This is a genomic window from Caballeronia sp. GAFFF1 (assembly GCF_023630705.1).
Lineage (GTDB): Bacteria > Pseudomonadota > Gammaproteobacteria > Burkholderiales > Burkholderiaceae > Caballeronia.
Genome location: NZ_JALQEM010000009.1, coordinates 1 through 26020 on the forward strand (window position 1 = coordinate 1; position 26020 = coordinate 26020).

Annotated in this window: 26 protein-coding genes, 1 tRNA gene and 1 riboswitch; of the genes, 12 read left to right on the plus strand and 15 right to left on the minus strand. The window is 64.9% G+C overall.

Annotated elements, in window-relative coordinates:
- On the plus strand, positions 1 to 2444 hold a 2444-nt coding region (locus tag NCR37_RS04660; protein ID WP_502800483.1), incomplete at its 5' end, for an AAA family ATPase.
- Between the two features lie 30 nt (positions 2445 to 2474).
- Complete coding sequence (gene arfB / locus NCR37_RS04665; protein WP_250471987.1) at positions 2475 to 2882, plus strand: alternative ribosome rescue aminoacyl-tRNA hydrolase ArfB; 408 nt, start codon at positions 2475 to 2477, stop codon at positions 2880 to 2882.
- Positions 2883 to 3155: 273 nt separating this feature from the next.
- Here the strand turns inward: arfB and NCR37_RS04670 are convergent, their stop codons facing one another.
- The 6 genes from NCR37_RS04670 to thiC all read right to left on the minus strand — a co-directional run bounded on the left by NCR37_RS04670 (position 3156) and on the right by thiC (position 9574).
- Complete coding sequence (locus tag NCR37_RS04670) at positions 3156 to 4094, minus strand: DMT family transporter (RefSeq protein ID WP_250471988.1); 939 nt, start codon at positions 4092 to 4094, stop codon at positions 3156 to 3158.
- A gap of 133 nt (positions 4095 to 4227) precedes the next feature.
- Entirely contained in the window at positions 4228 to 5829 is a 1602-nt protein-coding gene (locus NCR37_RS04675; protein ID WP_250471989.1) for an L-lactate permease, read from the minus strand.
- A 205-nt stretch (positions 5830 to 6034) separates the two neighbouring features.
- Positions 6035 to 6181 carry a hypothetical protein gene (locus NCR37_RS04680; RefSeq protein WP_250471990.1) on the minus strand — a complete coding sequence of 49 codons (147 nt, stop codon included), beginning with the start codon at positions 6179 to 6181 and terminating at the stop codon, positions 6035 to 6037.
- Between the two features lie 270 nt (positions 6182 to 6451).
- Complete coding sequence (locus tag NCR37_RS04685; protein WP_250471991.1) at positions 6452 to 6964, minus strand: hypothetical protein; 513 nt, start codon at positions 6962 to 6964, stop codon at positions 6452 to 6454.
- A gap of 209 nt (positions 6965 to 7173) precedes the next feature.
- The gene (locus tag NCR37_RS04690; RefSeq protein ID WP_244848327.1) at positions 7174 to 7386 is read right to left on the minus strand and encodes a YMGG-like glycine zipper-containing protein; all 213 of its coding nucleotides are present in this window, start codon (positions 7384 to 7386) and stop codon (positions 7174 to 7176) included.
- A gap of 256 nt (positions 7387 to 7642) precedes the next feature.
- Positions 7643 to 9574, minus strand: a complete 1932-nt coding sequence (gene thiC / locus NCR37_RS04695) for a phosphomethylpyrimidine synthase ThiC (protein ID WP_250471992.1) — start codon at positions 9572 to 9574, stop codon at positions 7643 to 7645.
- A gap of 127 nt (positions 9575 to 9701) precedes the next feature.
- A riboswitch (TPP riboswitch) is annotated at positions 9702 to 9844 on the minus strand.
- A 306-nt stretch (positions 9845 to 10150) separates the two neighbouring features.
- Here thiC and NCR37_RS04700 point away from each other — a divergent pair.
- Together NCR37_RS04700 and NCR37_RS04705 are read left to right on the plus strand one after the other, a co-directional pair.
- Entirely contained in the window at positions 10151 to 11098 is a 948-nt protein-coding gene (locus NCR37_RS04700; RefSeq protein WP_250471993.1) for an EamA family transporter, read from the plus strand.
- A 140-nt stretch (positions 11099 to 11238) separates the two neighbouring features.
- Positions 11239 to 12105 carry a glycosyltransferase family 25 protein gene (locus NCR37_RS04705; RefSeq protein WP_250471994.1) on the plus strand — a complete coding sequence of 289 codons (867 nt, stop codon included), beginning with the start codon at positions 11239 to 11241 and terminating at the stop codon, positions 12103 to 12105.
- Between the two features lie 121 nt (positions 12106 to 12226).
- On the opposite strand, the gene NCR37_RS04710 is transcribed toward NCR37_RS04705, so the two are convergent.
- Entirely contained in the window at positions 12227 to 12361 is a 135-nt protein-coding gene (locus tag NCR37_RS04710) for an entericidin A/B family lipoprotein (RefSeq protein ID WP_159835735.1), read from the minus strand.
- 155 nt (positions 12362 to 12516) lie between these two features.
- On the minus strand, positions 12517 to 13980 hold the full coding sequence (locus tag NCR37_RS04715; protein ID WP_250471995.1) for a sensor histidine kinase: 1464 nt from the start codon (positions 13978 to 13980) through the stop codon (positions 12517 to 12519).
- A gap of 164 nt (positions 13981 to 14144) precedes the next feature.
- Between NCR37_RS04715 and NCR37_RS04720 the strand changes: the two genes are divergently transcribed.
- From NCR37_RS04720 to NCR37_RS04740, 5 genes are all read left to right on the plus strand, one after another.
- Entirely contained in the window at positions 14145 to 14321 is a 177-nt protein-coding gene (locus tag NCR37_RS04720) for a DUF1328 domain-containing protein (protein WP_159835737.1), read from the plus strand.
- Between the two features lie 100 nt (positions 14322 to 14421).
- Positions 14422 to 14583 carry a DUF1328 domain-containing protein gene (locus NCR37_RS04725; RefSeq protein ID WP_040048814.1) on the plus strand — a complete coding sequence of 54 codons (162 nt, stop codon included), beginning with the start codon at positions 14422 to 14424 and terminating at the stop codon, positions 14581 to 14583.
- Between the two features lie 160 nt (positions 14584 to 14743).
- Positions 14744 to 15319: a ferritin-like domain-containing protein gene (locus NCR37_RS04730; protein ID WP_175939956.1), complete on the plus strand. Its 576-nt coding sequence runs from the start codon at positions 14744 to 14746 to the stop codon at positions 15317 to 15319.
- A gap of 99 nt (positions 15320 to 15418) precedes the next feature.
- On the plus strand, positions 15419 to 16051 hold the full coding sequence (locus NCR37_RS04735; protein ID WP_175939957.1) for a response regulator: 633 nt from the start codon (positions 15419 to 15421) through the stop codon (positions 16049 to 16051).
- A 21-nt stretch (positions 16052 to 16072) separates the two neighbouring features.
- Positions 16073 to 16516, plus strand: a complete 444-nt coding sequence (locus NCR37_RS04740) for a response regulator (RefSeq protein ID WP_250471996.1) — start codon at positions 16073 to 16075, stop codon at positions 16514 to 16516.
- Between the two features lie 339 nt (positions 16517 to 16855).
- On the opposite strand, the gene NCR37_RS04745 is transcribed toward NCR37_RS04740, so the two are convergent.
- Together NCR37_RS04745 and NCR37_RS04750 are read right to left on the minus strand one after the other, a co-directional pair.
- Positions 16856 to 18103: an MFS transporter gene (locus NCR37_RS04745; RefSeq protein WP_250471997.1), complete on the minus strand. Its 1248-nt coding sequence runs from the start codon at positions 18101 to 18103 to the stop codon at positions 16856 to 16858.
- 99 nt (positions 18104 to 18202) lie between these two features.
- Positions 18203 to 18550, minus strand: coding sequence for a hypothetical protein (locus NCR37_RS04750; RefSeq protein ID WP_250471998.1), 348 nt, complete (start codon positions 18548 to 18550; stop codon positions 18203 to 18205).
- Between the two features lie 188 nt (positions 18551 to 18738).
- Between NCR37_RS04750 and NCR37_RS04755 the strand changes: the two genes are divergently transcribed.
- The gene (locus tag NCR37_RS04755; RefSeq protein ID WP_250471999.1) at positions 18739 to 19020 is read left to right on the plus strand and encodes a hypothetical protein; all 282 of its coding nucleotides are present in this window, start codon (positions 18739 to 18741) and stop codon (positions 19018 to 19020) included.
- 265 nt (positions 19021 to 19285) lie between these two features.
- Here the strand turns inward: NCR37_RS04755 and NCR37_RS04760 are convergent, their stop codons facing one another.
- Complete coding sequence (locus NCR37_RS04760; protein WP_250472000.1) at positions 19286 to 20311, minus strand: DUF1254 domain-containing protein; 1026 nt, start codon at positions 20309 to 20311, stop codon at positions 19286 to 19288.
- Between the two features lie 70 nt (positions 20312 to 20381).
- A tRNA-Leu gene (locus tag NCR37_RS04765) sits at positions 20382 to 20466 on the minus strand.
- A 187-nt stretch (positions 20467 to 20653) separates the two neighbouring features.
- On the opposite strand from NCR37_RS04765, the gene NCR37_RS04770 reads away from it, so the two are divergent.
- Both NCR37_RS04770 and NCR37_RS04775 read left to right on the plus strand, forming a co-directional pair.
- Positions 20654 to 21238, plus strand: a complete 585-nt coding sequence (locus NCR37_RS04770) for a TMEM175 family protein (protein WP_250472001.1) — start codon at positions 20654 to 20656, stop codon at positions 21236 to 21238.
- A gap of 1 nt (position 21239) precedes the next feature.
- Positions 21240 to 21701 (plus strand): metallophosphoesterase family protein, encoded by a 462-nt coding sequence (locus tag NCR37_RS04775; RefSeq protein ID WP_250472002.1) that lies wholly within the window; start codon positions 21240 to 21242, stop codon positions 21699 to 21701.
- Between the two features lie 58 nt (positions 21702 to 21759).
- On the opposite strand, the gene proP is transcribed toward NCR37_RS04775, so the two are convergent.
- The 3 genes from proP to argA form a co-directional block, all read right to left on the minus strand.
- Complete coding sequence (gene proP / locus NCR37_RS04780) at positions 21760 to 23235, minus strand: glycine betaine/L-proline transporter ProP (protein WP_250472003.1); 1476 nt, start codon at positions 23233 to 23235, stop codon at positions 21760 to 21762.
- 643 nt (positions 23236 to 23878) lie between these two features.
- The gene (locus tag NCR37_RS04785) at positions 23879 to 24151 is read right to left on the minus strand and encodes an oxidative damage protection protein (RefSeq protein ID WP_062636188.1); all 273 of its coding nucleotides are present in this window, start codon (positions 24149 to 24151) and stop codon (positions 23879 to 23881) included.
- Between the two features lie 90 nt (positions 24152 to 24241).
- Complete coding sequence (gene argA / locus NCR37_RS04790) at positions 24242 to 25612, minus strand: amino-acid N-acetyltransferase (protein ID WP_250472004.1); 1371 nt, start codon at positions 25610 to 25612, stop codon at positions 24242 to 24244.
- Positions 25613 to 26020: the final 408 nt, after the last annotated feature.

Genomic DNA, 26020 nt, shown 5'->3' on the forward strand with positions numbered 1-26020 from the left:
CGCGCCGTCACGGCGGGCGCGCGCGCGAGGTCCGCGAGGCGCTGCTCGCGAGCGGCGTCGCGAGCCTCGCGCGCACGCAGTCGCCCATGCAGGCGGCGGATTTGCTGCCGCTCGTCATCGACGAGGACGGCCGGCTCTATCTCGCGCGCTACTTCGACTATGAGCGGCGGCTCGCGCTTGCGCTCGTCGAGCGGGCGCGGGCCGCGCGGGTAACGGTGTCCGGGCCCGAGCTCGCGGCGCATGGCGCGCGCATCGCGCGTTATTTCGGGAGGAGCGCGGGCGATGACATCGACTGGCAGCGCGTTGCGGCGCTCGTGGCGCTGCCGGGACGGCTGACCATCGTGAGCGGCGGTCCGGGCACCGGCAAGACGACGACGGTGGTCGGCGTGCTGGCCTGTCTGCTCGACGCCGATCTCAACCTGCGCATCGCGCTCGCCGCGCCGACCGGCAAGGCCGCGCAGCGCATGCAGGAGGCGCTGATCGAACGCGCGGACAAGCTTCCGCCCGAACTCGCGCAACGCTTGCCGCGCACGTCGTTCACGTTGCAGCGACTGCTGGGCGTGCTGCCGGACGGCGGCTTCCGGCATCATCGGGACAATCCGCTGCCGTACGACGTGATCGTCGTCGATGAAGCGTCGATGATCGACGTGGCGCTTGCGGCGCATCTGCTCGAAGCGGTCGCGCCGACGAGCCGGCTCGTGATGCTCGGCGACAAGGACCAGCTTTCCGCGGTCGAGGCAGGCGCGGTGTTCGCGGAACTGAGCGCGCAGCCGTCGTTCAGCCAGGGCGGCGCGCGGCGCATCGCCGAGGCGCTCGGCGTGGACTACGCGCGCTTGCGGGCGGCGTTGCCGTCGGGTTCGCCTTCGGTTGCTTCGTCAGACGACGATTGGGATGGCGAAGCGATCGGGACGGCGCCAAGGGAAGACGACGGAAATCTGTTCGCGCCGCGAGACGCGCGACGCGATGAGCAAACCCGCGTTGCGCCGATTGCGAGCGCTGCGGCGTTGCGCGCGGGATCGGCGTCGCGCACGCAAGCCGTTTTCGATGACCAAGGCTACGCCGACCTTTTCTCGACCATCGATACGGAGACGTATCCGGAAGACGAACCCGGCGACGGTGCGCGGCGGAACCTGGACGACGAGCAAAGTCAGCAGAAGGCACCGAACAAGCGCAATGAGCGGGGCGACAACGCCGAGCACGAACGGCGGGACGAGCTTAACGGGCAACGCGAGGGCGATCAGTCTGATAAGCGCGACCATCGATTTGAGCGTAACCGGCGCGACGAGGGAAACCAGCGCGACGACCGAAAGCAGTACGACGAGCGTGATCGGCGCGGCGAGCAGAGCGACGACAGCCAGCAGGACCGAAGCAGTGAGCAGGATCGGCACCACGAGCACTACGGCCACGACGAGCACAACGGCCGAAACGTGCGCCACGGCCACAACGAGCACGACGAGCACGACGAGCAACCGGAACGCGGGGAGCCCAAGCAGCACGCTAACCTGAACGAGCCCAGCGAAAACGACAGGCGCACCGGGTCCGACGATGCGAGCCACACCGACGCCCCGCTCACCGATTGCGTCGTCTGGCTCGCGCGCAACTACCGCTTCGGGCTGGACTCGGCGATCGGCCGCTTGTCGATCGCCATCCGCGACGGCGATGCGCAGGCTGCCCTCGCAACGCTCGATATCAGACAATCGCCCGCGACGAGCGACGCCGCCGCCACCGCTGCCGCCGCCGTGCTCTTCGACGACGCGCACGCGACGCTTTCCGAGCGCACGCTCGCGCACCTGGCGACAGGATTCGCGCCGTACGCCGACGCGCTCTCGTCCGTACTCGAGGCGGGGCGCTGCGCTTCAATCGGGACGCCGGCCGACGAAGCGCGACTCTTCGACGCGCTGAACCGCTTCCGTGTGTTATGCGCGACGCGCAAAGGCCCGCGCGGCGTCGATGAAGTGAACGCGCGCATCGCAGCGAGAGTGCGGGCGCAGGCCGGCGTTGCGCTTGCGCTCGGCGCACAATGGTTTGCCGGGCGGCCGGTGATCGTCACGCGCAACGACTACGCGCTCGGGCTTTTCAACGGCGATATCGGTATCGCGCTGCCGGGCGCGGACGGCGCGCTGCGCGTGGCATTCCGCATGGCCGACGGCTCGTTGCGCTACGTTTCGCCCGCCGCGCTGCCGCCGCACGATACGGCGTTCGCGCTCACGGTCCACAAGTCGCAGGGATCGGAGTTCGACGAGGCGGCGCTCGTCCTGCCGGGGAGCTTCGTGCGCGTGCTGTCGCGCGAGCTGGTGTACACGGCCATCACGCGGGCCAAGCGGCGGATCGAGGTAATCGGTTCGGCGGAAGTCTTCGCGCAGGCTGTGGATGCGCCGACGCGCCGCGATTCCGGCCTCGCGTCGAGGATGATGCGGTTGGTGAGCGCGAGCGCCGGGGCTTGAGGCGCGTGCCTATTCGAAGGAGTCACTCTCATGACCGATAGCCTCGCCATCTCGCCGGGCGAGATCGAGTTGACCGCCGTGCGCGCGCAGGGCGCGGGCGGGCAGAACGTCAACAAGGTGTCGAGCGCCATTCACCTGCGCTTCGACATTCGCGCGTCGTCGCTGCCGGAGCACATCAAGGCGCGTCTGCTCGCGCTCGCCGATAGCCGCGTGACGCGCGACGGCGTCATCGTCATCAAGGCGCAGGAGCATCGCACGCAGGACATGAACCGCGCCGCGGCGCTCGCGCGGCTGGACGAACTCATTCGCAGCGTGAACGTCACCCGTCGCAAACGCATTGCGACCAAGCCCACGCGTGCGTCGCAGGTACGCCGTGTCGAAGGGAAAGTGAAACGCGGCGCGGTGAAAGCGGGACGCGGACGCGTGCGGGACGAATAGAGCGGCAGTGCTGGTCCTCGAACGCGGGAAGGCAAGCGCTCGGTGACGTTCGCCGCTAGAGTCGTGCTCGCGAGCATCGGGAGCGGGACGCGCTCTTGGCTTCATATGCGCCGCGAAAAAGACGAGCGCGGATGCGGAGCCGGCATCCGCTCGGCAACTTCGGGGTTCGCGCAGCGCCCGCGCATCCTTCATCACGAGCGGCACGCGTTTATCGAGAGAAGGCCGCCAAAGCGAAGCGCCATCCCGTGCGACCTAGCCCGACGAGTGCGGAAATTACCGCGCGAGCGACTTCCGCCCGCCAAACGGCATCCGCTTGACGACGCCCGTCGCAAGCGCCGTGCCCGCGAGCACGACCGCGCATCCTTCCATCATCACGAGCGACACGTGCTCGTCGAGGAAAAGCGCGCCCCACAGGATGCCGAAAAGCGGAATGACGAACGTGACCGTCATCGCGCGCGCCGGGCCGGCCGACGCCACCAGCCCGAAGTAAAGGAAATACGCGATGCCCGTGCAGCACACGCCGAGCGCGATCACCGCCTCACACGAATGGGCGGAGATCGGCGTCGCGGGCCACGTCATCGCGGCGAGCGGGGCAAGCGCGATGGTCGCGCCGATCATGCTGCCGGCTGCGTTCGTGGTCGCGTCGACATCCATCAGATACTTCTTCGCGAAGTTGCCCGCGACGCCGTAGAGCGCCGATGCCGCCAGCGCCGCTGCGGCCGCCAGCAACCCGCGCACCGGCAGCGCCGATGCGCCCGCGTCGTGCGCGCCCGGCGTCGCGATCTGATTCCACACGAGCAGCAGCACGCCCGCGAAGCCGATCGCCATGCCGATGGTGCGTATCGTGGTCAACCGGTCCTTGAGCCACACGTAGGCGACGAGCGCGCCCCAGAGCGGCGTCGTCGCGTTGATGACGGACGTCGCGCCCGCCGACAGCGTGAGTTCCGCAAACGCGAAGAGACAGAAGGGCGCGGCCGAATTCAGAATGCCGACGACGAAAAGCGGCACGGCGCGCTTGCGCATCGTCGAGACCGTCTCGGCCCACGGGCGCCGCGCGAGCAGCATCGCGACGAGAAACAGCGCGCCGATGCCCACGCGCACGGCCATCAGCGGCGCGACGCCGAACTCGACGACACCCACGCGGATGAAAAGGAACGACGCGCCCCACATGGCGGCTAGGACGACTAATTGAAACAAATTGACGATGGACATGACGTTGCGGACTTCTTGCCTGCTGATAAAAGTCCGCGCATCTTACACCGCGCCGCGCGCCGCGAAGCGTTTGCCGAAAGAGACCGCAAGAAGCAGGAATGCGCCCCGTCGCCGAGCGGGGCGCGGGCTTTCGTCAGTGCGGGGGAATCATCCACGTGAGCACGTTCTGTTGCAGCCAGACGAGCACGCCGAGAATGATGGTGAGCAGAATGGAATGCTTGAAGGTTCGCGCGAACACGAGGCCTTCCTTGCCCTTCAGGTCGGTGGTCGCCACGCCCGTCGAAATATTTTGCGGCGAGATCATCTTGCCCATCACGCCGCCAGACGAGTTCGTCCCCGCCATCAGCACCGGATTCAGATTGAGCTGGTGCGCCGCCACCACTTGCAGGTTGCCGAAGAGCGCATTGCCCGACGTGTCACTGCCGGAGAGAAAGACCGCGACCCAGCCGAGAAACGCCGACACGAGCGGAAACAGCGGCCCGACCGACGCCACGCCCAGACCCAGCGTGTAGTTCATGCCCGAGTAGTTCATCAGATACGCGAGGCCGACAATGGTCGCCACCGTCAAAATGGCGATGCGCGTCTGCACCCACGTATCGACAATGGCCGCGCCGAATTCGCGCGCCGGCAGCTTGACGAGCGCGGCCGTGATGATGGCCGCGACCAGAATCGCCGTGCCCGTGGCGAGCGGCTGGAAGTCCCAGATCGCGCCGTACGGCTGGTTGTACAGCGTGATGTAGACGGCCTTGTCGAGCCCGGGCCAGGACACCTTCACATCGCCGATCAGGAAGATCTTCGCGACCGTCCACACGATCACGACGATCGACACCACGATCCACGGCAGCCAGCCTTGGCCGCCCGAAAGCGCGGCGCGCGTGGCGCCCGCGCGATCGACGTTCACCGCGAAGCGTTCGTCGGGCGCGGGTTTCCAGACGCGCAGGAACGCAATCGTCAGAATGAGCGAGATGAGCGACGACAGCACGTCCGTGAGCGCGTAGCTGATGTAGTTCGACGTGACGAACTGCGTCAGCGCGAACGCGCCGCCGGAGACGAGCAGCACCGGCCACACGCGCATCATGTTGCGAAAACCGGCGTACACCGCGATCACGTAGAAGGGCAGAAAGAACGCGAAAAGCGGCAACTGGCGGCCGACCATTTTCGCGAGCGCGTCCGTCGGCAGGTGCGTGACCGCGCCGAGCACGGTGATCGGCACGCCGAGCGCGCCGAAGGCCACCGGCGCCGTGTTGAAGATGAGCGTGAAGGTGAGCGCTTCGAGCGTCGGAAAGCCGAGCAGGATCAAAAGCGAACTCGTGATCGCGATAGGCGTGCCGAACCCGGAGATGCCTTCGAGCAGCGCGCCGAACGAGAAGCCGATCACCACCAGCACGATGCGCCGGTCGTTCGGCAGGTTATCGACCATCCAGAGCCGGAACGCTTCGAAGCGCCCGGAGCGTTGCGCGACGTTGTAGAGCAGGATCGCCGCGAACACGATCCACATGACCGGCCACAGCGCGAAGACGGCGCCTGCCGCGACCGAATTCAGCGCGAGGCCGACCGGGAACTTCCAGCCCGTGATCGCGATGATGAGCGCGGCGATCAGTCCCGCGAGCGATGCCTGCCACGCCGGGCGGCGCGCCCAGCCGAGCAGCACCAGCACGATGATGATCGGCAGCGCCGCCACGATGAACGACAGCGCCAGTGAACCGGCAATGGGTGTGAGTAGCTGATGGAACATCGAGTCTCCTTATCTCTCTTGTTGGCGAAGCGGCGGCCGCAGCCGCCAAGCGCGCGGAGTTCGATGTTTCAGTCGCTCACGCCCGACGTGCGCCGTCTTAAGCGCCGGCGTAACACGCCCACTAAGAATAGGTGACCGATGAACCGCGTCAAGCGGTGAAAGCCCGCGTACGCGCCGTGGTTCGTCGGGTCCGACCAGACGTGGATCATCCTTCCACGGCTGCGGCTGCGGCCGTTGCTGCCGCGCCAGCGCCGCTGTCGCGGGTGGCGGCCGGCGTTTGACGGAACACCCAGACGGTCAAGAGCGCAATCGACGCAAGCATCCAGAGCAGAAAAAATACGAAGGCCATCATGTCCTGTTCCCCGAGAACGTGAAGTGGGCGGCGGCTGTTGGCCGTCGCATCGCGGTAAATAGGGACGGTGATAAGCCAAAACCGTGCCCGTCGTCCGTCCAATTCCGCCAAACCCTTGTCAGAAAAGGAAAGTGGGGCAACGCACGAAGCCGACGACGCGGCACGACGAGCGTCCGTCGACAAAAAACGTTTCAGGAGCGTTACGGCGCGCCGATTGACGGGCGGCAAAGCGCCGAATTTTGTAACGCGGACGAACAGGCGCTGCCTTGGTCAGTGCCCGCGTCCGCCGCCGTGACCGCCCCCTCCGTGCCAGCCGCCGTATCCACCGGATCCGCCTTGCCATGTCCCGCCGCCGTGCCAGCCGCCGCCGTGGTGCCAGCCGCCGTGGTGCCATCCGTATCCGTGGCCCCAGCAGCATCCGCCGCCCCAATATCCGAAGCCCACTGAGATCGCCGGATAGCCGTAGCCGTAGTACGCCGGATAAGGGTACGGGTAGTACGGATAGCCGTAGGCCGGATAAGCGCCGTAGTAGCCGGCATAGGGGTAGACGGCCGAGTAGGGGACCTGTTCGGTCGAGTAGACGATGCCGGTTCCCGGCACCGCCGACGCGCCCGAGGCTGCGTCGGCCGGCAGCGCAAATTCGCGCTGCGCATAGATGGCGCTGACAGTGGGGTAACCCGCGCCCGGGTAGTCGGGATACGGGTAGTAACACCCGCTGACCAGAAGTCCCGCAGCGAGCGCGGCCAAGCCGCTCTTTGCGTGGACGATGCGTGCGGACATCATGATGCTGCTCCTTGAATTGCCTGCTGGACTCTTCGGGTTCAGTGATCTCGATAGAACCGATCCGGTCCGTTAGAGAGGAGCTTAGTCGATCGATGCATGGCGCGTGGCATGCGCCCGGTGAGGAACGATGGCTGGTATCGCTTCCTGTAACAGACTTGAAACACGTGCGGCGCCGACGGTGGCGCGCCGCACGCCGATGCGCGACGGCCTTACTTGCCGACCTGATTGCCGATGACCCCGCCGACGGCCGCGCCGCCGAGCGTCGAAAGCGCGCTGCCGCCGATCACGGCCCCGCCCGCCGCGCCGACGCCCGCGCCGATGGCGGTGTCGCGCTGGCGCGTGGTCATGTTGTCGCAGCCGGTCAGCCCGGCGAAAGAAGCGATGAGCATTGCTGCGGCGCCGATTTGTTTGATGTTTTTCATGTCGACTCTCCAGTGATGATGGAACGAATCGGCTGCGGCGTGACTTCCCGGACAAGACGACGGTCCGGCGCGCATGCCGCGTTTTTTCGCCGGTTCGTTCGATATGCAGCAGGAAAGATGCCCGAATCGTCTGAACGAGCGGGCAGCCTTGCTGCGCAAGGCTTCAGGCGAGAAGGAAGCAAGCAAAACGGCCTGTCGCGCTCGCCGCGCGACAGGCCGTTTCCGGTCAGGCTTTCAGTTCGTCAGAGACGGCGCATCACGTCGGCTGGTAAATTTCCGCGCCCTTCTTCACGAACTCGATCGCCTTCGTCTGCATGCCGTGGGTGAGCGCGTCGGTTTCGCTCACGCCCTGCTTCGCCGCGAAGTCGCGCACATCCTGCGTGATCTTCATCGAGCAGAAGTGCGGGCCGCACATCGAGCAGAAGTGCGCGACCTTGGCCGAGTCTTTCGGCAGCGTTTCGTCGTGGAATTCGCGCGCCTTGTCCGGGTCGAGGCCGAGGTTGAACTGGTCTTCCCAGCGGAATTCGAAGCGCGCCTTCGAGAGCGCGTTGTCCCGCACTTGCGCGCCCGGATGGCCCTTCGCCAGATCCGCCGCGTGCGCCGCGAGTTTGTACGTGATGATGCCTTCCTTCACGTCGTCCTTGTTCGGCAGGCCGAGGTGTTCCTTCGGCGTGACATAGCAGAGCATCGCCGTGCCGAACCAGCCGATCATCGCGGCGCCGATGCCCGAGGTGATGTGGTCGTAGCCCGGCGCGATGTCGGTGGTGAGCGGCCCGAGCGTGTAGAAGGGCGCTTCGTCGCACCATTGCAACTGCAGGTCCATGTTCTCTTTGATGAGCTGCATCGGCACATGGCCGGGGCCTTCGATCATCACCTGGACGTCGTGCTTCCAAGCGACCTGCGTGAGTTCGCCGAGCGTCTTCAGCTCGCCGAGCTGCGCTTCGTCATTCGCGTCGTAGATGGAGCCGGGGCGCAGGCCGTCGCCGAGCGAGAACGAGACATCGTATTGCTTCATGATTTCGCAGATGTCCTCGAAGTGCTCGTAGATGAAGCTCTCCTTGTGATGCGCGAGGCACCACTTCGCCATGATCGAGCCGCCGCGCGACACGATGCCCGTCATGCGGTTCGCCGTCAGCGGCACGTATTGCAGCCGCACGCCCGCGTGAATCGTAAAGTAGTCGACGCCTTGCTCCGCCTGCTCGATGAGCGTGTCGCGGAAGATTTCCCACGTGAGATCCTCGGCTTTGCCGTTGACCTTTTCGAGCGCCTGATAGATAGGCACCGTGCCGATCGGCACCGGCGAATTGCGGATGATCCACTCGCGCGTCTCGTGGATATGCTTGCCGGTTGACAGGTCCATCACCGTGTCGCCGCCCCAGCGGATCGCCCACGTCATCTTGTCGACTTCCTCGCCGATGGACGACGTGACCGCCGAATTGCCGATGTTCGCGTTGATCTTCACGAGGAAGTTGCGGCCGATGATCATCGGCTCGCTCTCCGGGTGATTGATGTTCGCGGGAATGATCGCGCGGCCGCGCGCCACTTCGTCGCGCACGAACTCGGGCGTGATTTCCTTCAGCGCGTCCTTGCCGAATGCCGCCGCGCCGAAAGCCTGGCCGGGATGTTGGCGGCCCATCATCTGCGCGAGCTTTTCGCCGTTCGGGCCGCTCTTGCGCAGGCTTTCGAGGTATTCGGCGCGACGCTGATTCTCGCGGATGGCGATGTATTCCATCTCCGGCGTGATGATGCCCGCGCGCGCGTAGTGCATCTGCGTGACGTTCTTCCCGGCGACGGCGCGGCGCGGCTTGCGGTGCAGGCCGGGAAAGCGCAGTTCGGCCGTGTTCGGATCGGCGGCGCGCTCGCGGCCGAATTCGCTCGACAGGCCCGCCAGTTCTTCCGTGTCGCCGCGCTTTTCGATCCAGCCGGCGCGCAGCGCAGGCAGTCCGGAGCGGATGTCGATCTTCGCGTCCGGGTCGGTGTACGGGCCGGAGGTGTCGTACACGTACACCGGCGGATTCTTCTCGCCGCCGAAGCCGTCCGGCGTGTCCGACTGCGTGATCTCGCGCATCGGCACGCGAATGTCGGGCGTCGAGCCGGTCACGTAGACCTTGCGCGAGTTCGGCAGCGGCGCGATGGCGGCGGCGTCGACGACGGCGTTTTCCGACAGAAACTTGGGATTGGCATTCATGTGCTGTCTCTCCTGTGGGACGTTTTGACATGCGAGCGTTGCCGCGCTCGGCTGACTCAGGAGCTAAACAGGGAGGAACGAGACGGAAAGGTACGGGTTCGAAAGAAGTAGTCTGATGCGGCGCGACTGTCGAAACCCGAACGCTTCCCTGCGCTGGCATTATCCAGATCAGGTTCAAAGGGTATTTCTCACCCGCGCCGCGCGAGGCGACTGCGCTCGATGAAACCGGCCGCAATCGCGATGCGCAACGCAGGACCCCCGCGTTAGCAGCCGCCACCATACACCGCACCGTGGCGTGTTGGCAACCATCCGAAAATTCGTCCGGCGATTCGTCGATCGCGCGGGGCGCTTACTGCATAATGTCGCTCGCCCCGGCCTGCGTGTTTTCCCTGACCGCCCGGCAGCCGCAATCGACGCCCCGCGTCTTGCGCTGTTTCTCCTCTGCGCCCGCGTTCGCATTCCAACTGTTTCGCCATGTCGTCCTGTCTCATTTGTCGCGCCGGAGCTTTCGCCCGTTCAATTGCGGTCTGTCGCATGCGAGACGCGGCGCTGCACTCCACGCTGGCCGGGTAACGCATGTCCGATCCGTCGCTCAGGCCGCCGCGCCTGCCGTTCTCGTTGCCCGATCGTTTTCCGTTTCGCGCGCCGCGTTCGCACAAGGGACAAGTCGCGCTCGCGCTGGCCGTCGTCTATCTCGTGTGGGGATCGACGTATCTCGCCGTGCATCTGTCGCTCGCGTCCTTTCCGCCGCTTCTGCTCTCCGGCTTGCGCAATCTGTTCGCGGGCATCGGGCTCTTCGTGTTCGCGGCGCGCCGCAAGCCGGTCTGGCCGACGTTGGCCGAAGCGCGCAATGCCGCGCTCGTCGGCACGCTGCTCGTCGGCTTGTCGAGCGGGATGCTCGCCTACGGCATGCGGACCGTCGAGACCGGGACGGCCGCCGTGATGGTCGCCACCGTGCCGCTTTTCGCGACGATCATCGCCGCGCTGACGGGCCGGCGCATCGCGCGCGGCGAGTGGGTGGCGGTCGGGCTCGGGCTGATCGGCATCGTGCTGCTGAACCATGGCGATTCGGGCTCCGGCTCGACCGCGGGCAGCATCGCGATTCTGTGCGGCGCGATCTTCTGGGCGGGCGGGGCGCACCTGGCGAGCCGCGTGAAGCTGCCGTCGGACCTCTTCATGTCGACGGCGCTGCAGATCGGCCTTGGCGGTTCGGTTTCGACGACGGTCGCGTTGCTCTCGGGCGAGCGGCTAGCGGGCATCGGCTTCGTGCCGGGGCTGTCGTTTCTGTATCTGATGCTCGTCGGAACGATGGCCGCGTATGTCGCCTACGGCTTCCTGATCCGGCATACGAGCCCGATCATCGCGAGCAGCTGCATGTACGTGAATCCGGTGGTCGCGGTGTTGCTCGGCGCGCTGCTGCTCGGCGAGGCGATCACGCGCTGGACCGTCATCGCGACGGTCGTCATTCTCCTGAGCGTGGGGCTTTCTTTCTGGTTCGATTATCGAAGGCGGGGGTTGGTGTGAGTGCTGACGAATGCCGGCCGTTTGACGAACGCCCATTACTTGATGCAACCGCTTGAAGGCGGCTATTTCGGCGCAGAATCGCGGTTGCCTAATACGGTTCGGCGTAAGTACCGAATAAACATTCTTCACGGAAACACCGCATGTTGCTTGACGGAGCATATATAAATCTGGACCGAAGCGAGGCGCGCCGTCTCGTAATGGAACGTCAACTTCAAGATCTTCATTGCGAGAATTGGATTAGACGCTTCGCCGCAATAGACGGTACAGCTGACGGCCCATTCGACAACGCTGGGCAGAACAGTATTTGGGCGTGTCGAAAGTCGCATATTGCGCTGATTGAGAGTTCCGATAAAGATTCGCTGCTATTGGTCCTTGAGGACGACGTCGAACTGAGTCGGTACTTTGCCTCCCTGGTCAATCAGGCAACAATGCACTCTTTCGCCAAAGCTCACGCGAATACCGACATTCTTTTTCTAGATTGTGTTTCGTTCAATGCTCAAGTGCCATTCTTGCTTGCTCAAAGTGACGAAAGAATGAAGAACCGCTTACAAAGCGGCTCGGAGACGGAGCGTCATCATTTCGAGGGCGTGAGCATTCTTGACGCGCACGGCATCTATGCTTATTGCACGGCATCTTATGTCGTGACGCCAAAGGGCAAGCGAGTTCTGCGTCACCTCTTCGCAAACGAGCCCGATTCAAATGTACCAATAGATATTCTGTTCAGGGACTGGATTGCTGCTGGTCGCCTCAATGCGAACATTACCGTGCCCTTCTTGGCTACGCCGCAGTTTAAGAACGAATCGACGATAAGCTACGAAAGCCTTCAGTCTAGTTCTCTCGACGAGAAGGAAGGGCGGCTTGCCAACGCCATTCGACGATTGCTTTTCGCCGGGGAACATCGCTTAGATATGGCGGAAGTGAACGCACTGATTGCCGACGTTTCGCGTTCGCCTGAATACGATCTCGGGATGAAGCTTTATCAGTCGTTCCGCGCTCTGCATCGATAGACGATGTCGGTCCAAGACGGGGCGCATAAAGAAACGCCGCCACGAGGTGACGGCGAGAATAAATTGCTATTGCGGGTCGAGCGGCGCGTCGAGCCGGCGCACCGCCCGCGCTCGCCCCGGCTTACTTATGCTCTTCCGCCGAGTTCGAGATAGCCTGGCCGCCCTTCGAGATGTCCTGACCTGCGCCCGAGACGGTGTTGCAGCCTGCCAGCGCAGCGGTGCCCGCGATCAGCAGCAAAGCGATGATTCGAGTCATGTTCAATCCCCTTGAAGTGAAGTGTCTGGATTGGCCGCTGCTCGTTCAATGGGCCTCACCGGTGTGAATAATCTTAAAAAAGCGCCCGAGCGCGCGCTGTAGGTTCGCATGTGTTTTTTGTGTCGGCGGACTCCGCATTTCGCGTCGGCATCCTCCTACGCGGCGGCGCGGGCCGACGCGCCGTCTACATCGACATCCACATGCACGCGCTCGCGCGGCATCGACACGCGAATGCTCGTGCCATGCGGCGCCGCGCGTTCTATCTCGAAGCGCCCGCCGCGTGCCGACACGCGCTGCCGCATGCCGACCAGTCCGTGCGTCTGCGTGCGCTTCAGATCCTGCGGCCGGATGCCGATGCCGTCATCGTCGATGGCGAGCGCGACATTCGCCGGGTCGAGCGTGAGCGCAATGCAAATGCGGCTTGCATGCGCGTACTTCGCGGCGTTCGTGAGCGTTTCCTGCGCCACGCGAAAGAGCGCGATCTCGATGGCTTCGCCGAGCTTCACGTCGTCGTCCGGCAGATCGGCCTCGACCGTCCAGCCGTTGCGCTGCGCGGCTTCGTCCACGAGCGAGCGCAGCGCCGTGACGAGACCGAAATTGGCGAGCACCGTCGGCCGCATGTCCTCGATGATCCGTCGCTTGAGCGCAATGCCCTGATCCAGATTGCCGATGGCGCGCGACAGTTTCTCGGCCATCGCCGGCTCCGATTCGCGCAGCTTGCCGCGCACCCACGCGACATCCATCTTGCTCGCGGTCAGGATCGAGCCAAGTTCGTCGTGCAGTTCGCGGGCAAGTTGCGTTTTCTCATCCTCGCTGACCGATTGCAAGTGCCACGCGAGCGCTTCGAGCTGGCGCGTGCGTTCGAAGACGAGTCGATCCAGTTCCTCCTGCTGCGTGATGAGGGCCTTCTGCACGCGATCCTGCTTGTCGAGCTGAATGCCGAGATTACGAAACAGCAGCAGGAACAACACGATGTTCAGCGCACAGAGCGCGGCCACGCAAAGCGTCGAAATGCGCTGATCGGCGCGGCTCGCGTCGAGCGCGTGTTGGGCGCGCTGCTCCTCGTTCAGGCGCAAGAGCGAGAGCGCGGCGTCGAGCGTCATGTCCTTGTCTGTCGATGCATCCGAAGGCGTGGCCGCCGGCTGCGCGCTGCGCTCGATGGCGTCGTTGGCCGCCGCGCGAATCTGCGCGAAGCTCGCGAGCGCCGTGTCGTCGCCGATGCGGCGATAGTAGGCATCGAGCGTGGCGAGCGCGCGGCGCACGTGCGCGGCGGTCGCTTCGAACTGGTTCTTGTAGGCGGCGTCCGGTTTCAGCGCGATCGCTTGTCCCTGCGCCGACAGCGTCGCGATGTCCGCGGCGAGCGCCGAAAGCTGCGCGGTCGCGCTTTTGGCGTCGAGCGCGGTTTCGTATTCGGCGGCAATGCGCATGCGGCCCGACTCCAGAATCACCAGCCCGCCGACCGTAATCACGATCGCCACCGTCATCGCGACGGCCCAGCTATACCGATGCATCCAATCGTTGATGCGCGCGAATCCGGCGCGCGTGCCCCGGCCCGGAGGGGACGTCGAGGCGTCGTCTTGCGCGATGCCGGTAAGCGCAGCGGGAGGAAGGTGGCTCATGGCGTGGTTCTCGATGCGGCGACGAGGCAGATGGCGCGCTTCGCGCAGCCGATTTGAAAGCAAATGTCGGTGGATTCTCACAGCAAAAAAGGAGCCAGCCCGAATGCGCGCGGGAAGGCGCGCGGCTAGCATGGGTGCGTCAACCATTCCTACGGGGAGCGATCATGCTGAGATGGGCTCTGTTTTTCGCGATCGTCGCTGTGATCGCCGGCTTGCTAGGCTTCACGGGCATTGCCGCGGGCGCCGCGACCATTGCCAAATTCCTGTTCGTGCTGTTCCTGATTCTTTGCGTCGTATTTCTGGTGCTGGGCTTCGTCATCACCAAGAAAGCGGTCGACTAGCGGCGCTTGCGCAGGTCTGCGCTTCGCCGCGCCGGGATAGCGATTCGCGCCGCGCCCGGCCGACCTTGAACGACCTTAGAACAATCACGAGGAGGGTCCCATGCTTCACTATGCAGCCGTTTTCTTCGTCATCGCGATCATCGCGGCGGTGTTCGGCTTCACGGGCATCGCGGCCGGCGCCGCTGAAATCGCGAAGATCCTGTTCTATATTTTCCTCGTCGTGTTCGTCGTGACGCTGCTGCTCGGTGTTTTCAGGACGTGACATTGCCGAATCGTCGTGCCCGCGCGCGCTCATCGGCCGATGTGCGGAGCGGGCACGCGTCATGCATCGTAGACGGTGATCGAATAGCGGAGCGCTATGAAGCCGCACGGCGATTCGCTCGACGCATCCGTCCATCCCCCCAATTCACAGGAGCAAACACATGTCCGATTCATCTGCTGTATCGACCGCGCCGGGCCAGTCCAAGGACGCTTTCGTCCTCGATGTGGAAAAAATCCGGAACGACGCGCGGCAGCACATGGACGAAGGCCCGGTCACGTCGACCTATGCCGCCGACCGCGAAACCGTGCTCAAGCTGCTCAACGACGCGCTCGCCACCGAGTGGGTCTGCACGCTGCGCTACAAGCGCCACTACTTCATGGCGAAGGGCATTCACTCGGAAGCCGTCGCGAAGGAATTCGCCGAGCACGCGACCGAGGAGCAGGAACACGCCGACATGCTGGCGGAACGCATCGTCCAGCTGGGCGGCTCGCCGGACTTCGCGCCGGACAGCCTCAAGTCGCGCTCGCATTCGGAGTACAAGGAAGGCGCCGATCTCATCGACATGATTCGCGAGAACCTGATCGCAGAACGCATCGCGATCGACACCTACCGCGAGATCATTCGCTATCTCGGCGACAAGGATGTCACCACGCGCCGCATCTTCGAGGAGATTCTCGCCGTCGAGGAAGAGCACGCGGACGACATGGCCGACTTGCTGGAAGGCCGCAACGGGTAAGCGTAAGCCTGGGCGCGGTGCGTGTTGCGCCGCGCATGGCTTTCACGCCTGCCTCGGTAGAATCACCGTTCTCTCATTACAGCAGCGCGGACGGCGTGAATGATTCGAGTCTTGATAGCCGACGACCATGCGATCGTGCGCAGCGGGTTCAGGCAGTTCGTCGCGGACGAGCCGGACATGGAAGTGGCGGCAGAAGCATCGACGGGCGATGAAACCATCGCGCTCGTACGCGAAACGGCGTTCGACGTGGTGCTGCTCGACATCGCCATGCCGGACAAGAACGGCGTGGACACCTTGCGGGTCATCAAGCAGATTCGACCGCAGCAGGGCGTGTTGATGCTGTCGGGCTTTCCGGAGAGCCAGTACGCGATCAATCTGCTGAAGGCGGGCGCGAACGGCTACCTGAACAAGGACGCCGCGCCGGACGAGATCGTGCGCGCCATTCGCACGGTGGCGCGCGGGCATCGTTACCTGTCCGAATTCATCGCGGATGCGCTCGCCGACAAGCTCGACAAGCCCGCCGCCGAGCGTCCGCACGAGTTGCTGTCCGAGCGCGAATTCCAGATTTTCTGCAAGCTCGCGGGTGGCCGGATTCCGACGGAAATCGCGCAGGAACTGCATCTTTCGGTGAAGACGGTGAGCACGTACCGGGCGCGCGTGCTGGAGAAGATGCGGCTCTCGAACAACGCCGATCTGACGTACTACGCGATCAAGAACGGATTGATCGAATAGTGCTTGCGGAGGATGCCTGCCGTGGGCGACCACATCATCACCGACGATTCGAAAGGGCGCCATGAGCCGCGCGGCGGGCCGCTCGCGGTGCTGCTGATCGAAGATTCGCCGCTGATCCGGCGCAGCCTCACCGAAGCGATCGAGGCGCTCGGTCCGTGGCGCGTGACCGCTTTCGCCGATGCGCCCGACGAGGCTATCGCGCTCTTGTCGTCGCAGCGGTTCGATGCGGTCATCGTCGATCTGCAATTGAAGCGCGGCTCGGGCATCGACGTGCTGGCGTGGCTCAAGAACGCGGACCGGTCGCCGGTCGCCGAGGGCGCTTTCGTCGTCGTGCTGACCAACCACGCCTTGCCGGCGTATCGCGAGCGGTGTCTGCAGTACGGCGCGCGGCATTTCTTCGACAAGTCGCTGGAGTTCGACCGCGTGCTCGATGCGTTGTGGGACTATGCGCGGGAGCGTGTTTGAGGCGGCTTGAGCGCGAGGTTGCGGTGTGGCTTCGAAGGCAGTCAGCCGTTGCGCGATGCGACTACGCGTGGCGCGTCGTCGCAGCTTCGTCTGGACATCGGCTTATCCGTTGCGGTTTCCACAACGCCGCGTACCTGAGGGTGAAGATTCCGCCGCTCGATTCCGGTTGAAAGTAGCCGTGCGACTAGACTCCTTTGCCGCAAAGTCGATAGGCGATGAACCGCCGATTCAACCTTCGCAATCGTACGCGCCCGTTCCCGGCTGTCAGTCCCGCGAGTCCCAGACGCGGGAACCTCAATCGACTCGCGTAAGCCTACGCAAAACCGCCGTCGCGGCTCATCACTCCTCTCGGACCTGACGCGAAACCAGCCGCCGCTCCCGCCCGCGCCAATGACTGAAACCGGCGAGTCCGGTCGCGGCGAGGCCGACGAGGCAGACGCCTGTCCATCCCATTGCATGCCACGCGAGCGACGCCAGCGCCGAGCCCGCCGCGCCGCCGATGAAGTACGCCACCATATAGATTGTGTTCACCCGGCTGCGCGCCTCGGGCTTCAGCGCGTAGATACGCGACTGATTCGATATCTGCGCGGCCTGCACGCCGATATCCAGCACGATCACGCCGACGACCAGCCCCGCGATGCTGCGCGCCGAGAGCGCGAACACGACGAACGACAACGCGACGAGCCCGATCGACAGCGAAATCACCGCGCGCGGCCCGCGTTTGTCCGCCGACTTTCCCGCGAGCGGCGCAGCGAGCGCCCCGGCCGCCCCGACGATGCCGAAGAGCCCCGCCGCCTGCGGTCCCATGTGAAACGGCTCGCCCGCGAGCAATAGCGTGAGCAGCGACCAGAACGCGCTGAAGCCGGCGAAGAGCGCGCCTCCCGTCAGCGCGGCTTCGCGCAGGCCGGGATTTTCGATGGTGAGGTGCCACATCGAGACGAGCAGCTTGCCGTAGGAAAGCGTGGATGTCGGCCGGCTCTTCGGCAGCCGCATCATCACGACGACGGCAAGCGCGATGGTCGCCGCGACCGATGCGCCGAACACCGCGCGCCAGCCGAAGTACTGCGCGACGAAACCCGAGACCGTGCGCGCGAGCAGGATGCCGAGCAGAAGGCCGCTCATCACGGTGCCGACCGCGTGACCGCGCTCGGCGGCCGGCGCGAGTTCGGCAGAGAAGGGCACGGCCTGCTGCGCGATCGTCGATACGACGCCGATCGCGAGGCTCGCCGCGATCAGCACCGCGAGCGTCGGCGCGGCGCATGCGGCGACGAGCGCGACGCCGAGCGCGGCCAGCTGAAGCAGGATCAGCATGCGGCGGTCGAAGCGGTCGCCGAGCGGCGCGAGCACGAGCATGCCGAGCGCATAGCCGAGCTGCGTGGCGGTCGGCACGGCGCCGATCAGATACGCGTTTTGCGGAAACGACGCGCGGAAGTCGCCGAGCAGCGGCTGATTGAAATAGATATTGGCGACCGAGACGCCCGCGATGGTCGCGAGCAGCCAGAGCGTGGCGCGCGAGTAGTGGGGATGCGGCTCGGGCGTATGCGCGTGGGACGATGCGGGAGACGGCTGATGCGATTGCGCGGACATGAGTTCGTTTCGTCGGACGGCAAGAAGCCGGCGTTCGGCCAGCCGCCGATCATACTGGAGACGCGCGACGTTTGCTCAGGGCGCCTCGCCACGAGCGCGTCATTCGTCCTCGTCCGTGAGCGGCTTCGGGGCGAGCTTCGCGGGCGCGAGCCATCGGAATCCGGTGAGCGTCGTTTCGCTGAACGTGCATTCCGCTGCGGCGGGCAGGTCCGATATTTTCGTCGCCGGTGGCTTCGGCGGCGTAGCGATGACGCCTCGCACGACGACGCGCGAACCTCGATAAGCGGCGCCCGAGCCGGTAATCTTCAGCGGCTCGCTCGCCGCATCCGGATACTCGGCGCGGACCTTCTCCTTGCACGTTGCCACGTTGCGGTAGTAGGACGTGCAGCCCGCCATGAATATCAGCGGAAACGAGAAGACGAGAAGCAGGCGAGAGCGAGTGTTCATCGATGATGTCTTTCGATGCCCGACGCGGTGCGCGCATCGGAGCGTGATGTGATTGTGCGGCGAAGCTTTATAACATGGCGCGGGCGGCGCGCCTCGCGCTAGCCCCGCGCCGTGAGCACGGGCGGCTTGTCGGACGGGTCGGCGCGGTAGCAGAATCGTCGCATGCGCTTGCGACGGAGGCGGCCGCCATGCGAAAGGACATTGAAGTAGGGGATCACGTGCTTGCCCTCGACGCCCTGCCGAAAGCGCCGCCCGCCGATGCCGGGGCGGAAGCGGGCGCCGAAGGCTATGCGGTCCGCGTGCGCGTGACGCGCCTCGACGGGCGGCCGGTTCACGGCTCCACGCTCGCGACGGACTCCGGTGAATTGACGGGGGATCATGGGCCGTTTGCTACCGTCGCCGAGGCCTTGGCGCATGGGGAGGCATGGGGGCGGCACTACGTCTCGCGCATCATCGGGCATGGATTGTAGCGGCGGGGCGGCGGGCGGCGGGCGTTCCGGAACGTGGGCCTTTCCGGTCGCCCGTGCGCGTCGAGGCGTCGGGACGCCTCCTTGCCATCGGGCGGGTTTTGTCGAGTGGCGGCGCGTTCGCTCGCAAAAGCGGAGCTCGAATGCGCCGTTCGCGCGGTTCTCAGACTCGACCAAAGGGCGTCAGCAAGGCGATAACGCGCTGTGCGGAACGCCTCGATACCGGCTTGTCGCCGGCCTGGGCGTTCATATTGAGGCAGGCTGTCTCTTACTGAACCAACTGAGGTTCCGGAAAGCGCCACGCGCCGCTCAATATCTCCGCGCGAGGACGATACAGCCGCACCCAGTAGGTCCAGTCCGGCGGCGTCGGCAGGCAATTCGGGATCACGCCGTCGCACCCGCCGAACTGCACCGTGACCGTACGGTCCGGGTTCTTCTTCGCGGTCACGTCGTTGACCGAGTACGCGTCGTACGGATTCTTCTCCAGGCGGCCTTGCGCGTTGTACATGGTGATGGACCAGAAGGCATCGACGGGAACGTCCTTGACCGTGAGCCGGTAGACTTTCGTGCCGTCGTTGCCGGGCGGCGTGACGGTAAGGTATGTCGCGTCCTTGTCCGGATTGCCGCCCCAGCCGGACGCGGTCGCGATGAGGTGCCGCACCGGATCGACCTCGCCGCGCGCGCCGAACATCCTGTGCGTGTCGGGCAGCGTCGCCGCGAGCGCGAGCAGGGCGTCGCGCACCTTTTTCTGACTGACGTCATCCCACGCCGGAACCTCGAAGTTGCCCCGGCTCGCCTGCTCGGTGCGGATCGCGTCCTGCAACGCATGCGCTTTGTCGAGATCGGCCGGGCTGTTCGGATCGACGAACACGCGCACGCCGAGCAGCAAATAGCGCGTGCCCACGCGCTGACGCTCGAAGCGATAGCGGCCCGCGCCGTAGTAGACGCCCGCGACATAGTGATCTTCGTCAATCGCCATGAGCGACATGAAACGTTTGCCCGCGTCGGGCATCGTGACCGTGACCGGCCCGGCGTCGAGATCGAACACGGCCGCGGAGTAGAGCGTGTCACGATTGGTGCGCACGACCACTTGCGAATCGGCGGACGCGGGAATCCGGCGGTGATCGAACGCCCCGAGACCTTTCGCTCGCGTCACGGCCTGACGGAAATAGAGATCGCTCTCGGCGCGGTTGAAGTTGTCCGCCGTGACGGGTTTCGGCGCCTCCCCGGCGCGCGCCATCGTGAGGAATGCTAAATAAAACGCTGCCGCGAAGATTTTTGATTTGACGCTCACTCAAGTCTCCTTGTGGCGTGAATTGCCGTTGTAATCTGCTTTTGAGTTCGTGATGAAAACACGATAGGCCTGGTGCCGGGGACCGGACTCGAACCGGCAAGCCGTGAGGCGGCGGATTTTAAGTCCGCTATGTTTACCAATTTCATCACCCCGGCAGGGCGGACGCGATTCTACCATTGCGCCGGGTCGCGCCAAAACCGCGTCGACGGGCGATCCGCTGCAAACGCGCGTCGATTGAAAGCCATTCGACAACCTCGCACGCCTCACGCATAATCGCCGACGGACCGGCGCGCCAGTGAACGCGCGCAACGGCAGGCCGTCGATCACGCGCAAGGACACACGATGGGCAAAACCCGGCTCGAAGCGTTCAGCGATGGCGTCATCGCCATCATCATCACGATCATGGTGCTCGAACTCAAGGTGCCGCACGGCCACGAATTCGCCGCGCTCGCGCCGCTCGTGCCGGTGCTCGCGGCGTACGTGCTGAGCTTCGTCTATGTCGGCATCTACTGGAGCAATCACCATCACCTGCTGCACGCCATCGGGCGCGTGAACGGCTCGGCGTTGTGGGCGAACCTGCATCTGCTCTTCTGGCTATCGCTCTTTCCGTTCACGACCAACTGGATGGGCGAAAGCCATCTGAGCGCCGTGCCGACCGCGTGCTACGGCTTCGTGCTGTTCATGACGGCCGTTGCCTGGTACATCCTGACGCGCGTGCTGATCGCCATGCACGGCGAAAACGCGCGGCTGGAACGCGCCGTCGGCGCGGACCGCAAGGGCAAGGTGTCGGTAACGCTGTATCTGCTGGCGATCGCCGCGTCGTTCTGGCAGCCGTGGGTCGCGGCGGTCATCTATACGGTCGTCGCGGCCGGCTGGCTCGTGCCGGACCGGCGCATCGAGCGCATGCTCGCGAGCGAGGAGCATTGACTTGCCGACGACGCGCATCGGTCTCATTTCCGACACGCACAACCTCGTGCGCCCCGAGGCGCTGGATGCGCTGCGCGATTGCGCGCACATCGTTCACGCGGGCGATATCTGCAAGCATGAGGTGCTCGACGCGCTCGCGCAACTCGCGCCGCTGACCGTCGTGCGCGGCAATAACGATGTCGCCCCGAGCGTCGCGCATCTGCCGGAGCACGCGCGCATCGAAGTGGCCGGCGCGGCGATTCACGTTGTGCACGATATCGCCGATGTCCCCGCCGAGCTCGACGGCGTCGATGTCGTCGTGACCGGGCATTCGCACAAGCCGGTCGTTGCGCGACGCGGCGGCGTGCTCTTCGTGAATCCGGGCAGCGCGGGGCCGCGCCGCTTCAAATTGCCGATCAGCATCGGCCTGCTCGACATCGGCGAGGCGGGGATCGAGGCGCGCATCGTCACGCTCATCGCATGAAAAAGGCCAGCGTCTTTTCAGACGCCGGCCTTTCGCGCTTCCTGTTTCCAGGAGTCGCTTACGCGCGGACCGTGCCTTCCGGAAAGCGGTCGTCCATCTCGGCCGCCTCGCGATGGCCGCGCAGGATCGCATGCGCTTCGGAGTGCGTCGCGACCGCGGGCGGCGAGCCCTTCAGCGGCTTCTTCGCCGTTTCGTGCAGTGCGAGCACCGAGACGATGCCGATCACCGACGCGCCCATCAAATAGTACGCGGGCATCATCAGGTTGCCGGTCTTGCCGACGAGCCATGCCGTGACGAGCGGCGTCGTGCCGCCGAAGAGCGACACCGACACGTTGAAGCCGATGGCGAGCGCGCCGTAGCGAATCTTCGTCGGGAAGAGCGCGGGCAGCGACGACGGCATCACGCCCGTAAACGTCGACAGAAGCGCGCCGAGGATCATCATGCCGGCGAAAATCGACGGCACCGTGCCCATGCGGATCAGCGAGAGCGCCGGAACCGACAGCGCCAGCAGTCCGACGCAGCCCGCGAGCATCACCGGCTTGCGGCCGATCGTGTCGGAGAGGCGCCCGGCGAGGAGCGTGAGCGGCATCATCAGCACCATCACCACGAGCACGATGAACAGGCCGTGCGTCTCGTTGAACTTGAGCGTCGCCGACAGATAGCTCGGCAGATACGAGAGCGCCATGTAGTCGGTCACGTTGAAGATCAGCACGAGGCCCACGCATTGCAACAGCGGCTTCCACTGCGCGAGCAGCGTTTCACGGAACTGCGTCTTGGTCGTTTCGTGCGCGGCCGCTTCCATCTTGTCGGCTTCGCGCTGGAACGCGGGCGTTTCTTCCAGCTTCATGCGGATATACAGACCGATCAGGCCGAGCGGCCCCGCGATGAGAAACGGAATGCGCCAGCCCCAGCTCAGAAGTGCATCTTGCGAGAGCGCGCCAGTCAGCACCGCGACGACGCCCGCGCCCAGCACGTAGCCGACGAGCGTGCCGAATTCGAGAAAGCTCGCCATGAACCCGCGCTTCTTGTCCGGCGAGAATTCGGCGATGAACGTCGCCGCGCCGCCGTACTCGCCGCCCGTGGAGAAGCCTTGCACGAGACGCGCGACGAGCAGCAGCACCGGCGCCACGACGCCAATGCTTCCATAGCTCGGAATCAGTCCGATGCAGAACGTGCCGATGGCCATCATGATCATCGTCATCGCGAGTACGCGCTTGCGGCCGATGCGGTCGCCGAGCGGCCCGAACACCATGCCGCCGAGCGGGCGCACGAGAAACGCCGCCGCGAACGTGCCGAAGGTTGCGAGCAACTGCGCGGTCGGGCTGGACGAGGGGAAGAACACCTTGCCGAGCGTCACGGCGATATAGCTGTACACGCCGAAGTCGAACCATTCCATCGCGTTGCCGATGGCCATGGCGCCGACGGCGCGCTTGAGCAGGGATTGATCGACGATGGTGATGTCGTCGAGGGAAAGTCCGTTAGCTTGATTCGATGTGTGGCGCTTGCGCCAAAGGCCGTCGTTTAGGGCGGTCATAGGTTGAAGACTCCGTGTCGAGTACCGGATGCTCGCGAAAAGCATCGGGCGCGCCGCCTGGGCAGCGCATGGGCCGGATAGTGCAGTTTCGTGACGGCGCCGCGAGCCGTTCCGACCGTCAGGACGAGAGCGAATGGCTCCGCCGAGCGTCGGACAGGGACGCCCGAAGCTGACGATCGAAGAAAAGCGGTGCCGGTGCCTCGCGGTGGAAGTCGCGAAATTGCACTCGGATAAAACAAACGAATTGGACGCGCGGACGGCGAGCCGGGAGGCAGCCGCGGGTGGAACCGCAACGTCGGCGAAAACTAAGGCCTGGAACGAAAAAGGCCGGCGTACTGCTTAACCGACAAGCCTCTTTGTATAAAAACTGTCACTACCACGCGTTACCCGATAAAAGGTATGCCGGGCAGGCCGCGCGTGAATGATGGTGAATTGCTGTTGATAACGAGCAAGATGATAACACGATGACAGACGAACTGCAAACCCGCCTGTATTTTGAGCAGTGCCGAGCCGGCGCTATCCCTTACGGGGCTTAGGATTGCGCCGAGTCGTGTCCTATGCGTCCCATGTTCTAAACGGTACGTGCAAGCAATAAAAAACCGACCCCGAGAGGTCGGTTTCTGCGACGGTCGCGGGCCGGAGATCAGCTTTGCGGCGGCACGTAGCCCGAGGCCGTATCGGCACCTTCGCCGAAGAAATACTTCTCCGTCTGCTTGAGCAGATACTGGCGCGCGCGCGGGTCGGCCATGTTCAGGCGATTTTCGTTGATGAGCATCGTCTGCTGCTTGAGCCAGCCTTGCCACGCTTCCTTCGAAACCGTCTCGTAGATGCGCTTGCCGAGTTCGCCCGGCAGCGGCGGGAAGTCCAGTCCCTCGGCTTCCTTGCCGAGCTTTGCGCATTGAACCATTCGGGCCATCTGTGTTTCTCCTTGATCGACCGGTATCGGCTTGGCCTGCCGGTCCATGATTTGCAATTCGGACAAGCGCGGCGCGCGTCCGTTGTCAGGTCAAAGCTGTTTCATCAAGACGAGCGACTTGCGCTGCCAGTTGTAAAGGCGGCGGCGGTCTTCCGGCAGATCGTCCACCGTCACCTTGACGAAGCCGCGCTTGAGGAACCAGTGTTCGGTACGCGTCGTCAGCACGAAGATGCGCGTGAGGCCGCGCGCGCGGGCGCGCTGCTCGATGCGTTTCAGGAGCCGCTCGCCGTCGCCGGAACCTTGCGCTTCGGGCGCGACCGTGAGGCACGCCATTTCGCCGATGCGCTCCTGCGTGTACGGATACAGCGCCGCGCAGCCGAAGAGCACGCCGTCGTGCTCGATGACCGAGAAGTGATCGATATCCCGCTCGATCTGATGACGCCCGCGCCGCACGAGCGTGCCGTCGGCTTCGAGCGGTTCGATCAGCGTGAGAATGCCGCCGACGTCGTCGGGCGTGGCTTCGCGCAGGCTTTCGAGGTTCTCGTACGAGATCATCGTGCCGACGCCGTCGTGCAGGAACAGTTCGAGCAGCACGCTGCCGTCGAGCGCGTACGGAATGATGTGCGCCCGCGCCACGCCGCCGCGGCAGGCGCGAATGGCGTGCTTCAGATAGAACGCGGTATCGCCCTGCAATTCGCCGGATTCGTGCAGCCGGTAGGCGTCGTCGAGCGACATTTCGCGCACCAGTTCGCCTTCCTGATCGGCGAGCCCCGGAATCTCCGTCACGAAGATGATCTTGTCGGCGCGCAGCGCGATGGCGGCCGCGGAGGCGACGTCTTCCATCGACAGGTTGAAGGCTTCACCCGTCGGCGAAAAGCCGAGCGAGGACAGCAGCACGATCTTGTTGCTGGCGAGGGACTGGCGGACGGAGTCGCCGTCGATCTTGCGCACGACGCCCGTGTGCTGGAAATCGACGCCATCCAGAATGCCGACTGGCCGCGCCGTCACGAAGTTGCCGGACACGACGCTGATGTGCGCGTGCGCCATCGGCGTGTTCGGCAAGCCCTGGCTGATGGCGGCCTCGATGTCGAGACGCACTTCGCCGGCGGCTTCCTTCGCGGATTCGAGCGCGCGGGCATCCGTTATGCGCAGTCCATGCGAGAACGACGATTCGACGCCGTGCAGGCTCAACTGTTCGTCCAGCTGCGGACGCGAGCCGTGGACGAGCAGAATCTGGATGCCCATCGCGTGCAGCAGGCCGACGTCCTGCACCAGCGCGTTCAGCCGTCCTTCCTGCACGAGTTCCCCGCCGAACGCGACGACGAACGTCTTGTTCCGGAACGCATGGATATAGGGCGCCACGGAGCGCATCCAGTCGACGAACTGGCCGAGGGAAGTCGGCGCGTCGGCTTCGCTTGCGGGCGGCTGCGACGCCAGGGTGAGGTCGGTTTGGGAATTCATGCCGGGATTATAATGCGACGCTATGCCGAATGTTTCCAGACGCCCCGTTCAGCCGGGCCAGCCGCAGTCCGCCGATAAGACCCTCACCGCTCAGGAGCAGTTGAAGAAACTGCGCGAGAACCTGTTGCGCGATGCGCGGCCGAGCGAGGCGCCGGCCGAATCGGCCGGGCTCAGCAAGAAAGAGCTGGCGGCGCGGCGGTTTGCCGGGGCGCAAGACGAGTCGAAGCAGACGCAGCCGTCGCGCGATGCCGGGGCAGGGCGCGCGCCGAAGCCGTCGGGCGACGCGGGTCCGCAAGGCCGAAGCGCGGGCGAGCGCGGATCGGATGCGGCAAAGGCGCATCGCGCTGCTGTGTCGAGCGCGGAGAGCGCCGCACGGCCCGCACAGGCGAATCAACGTGGGCCGGCATC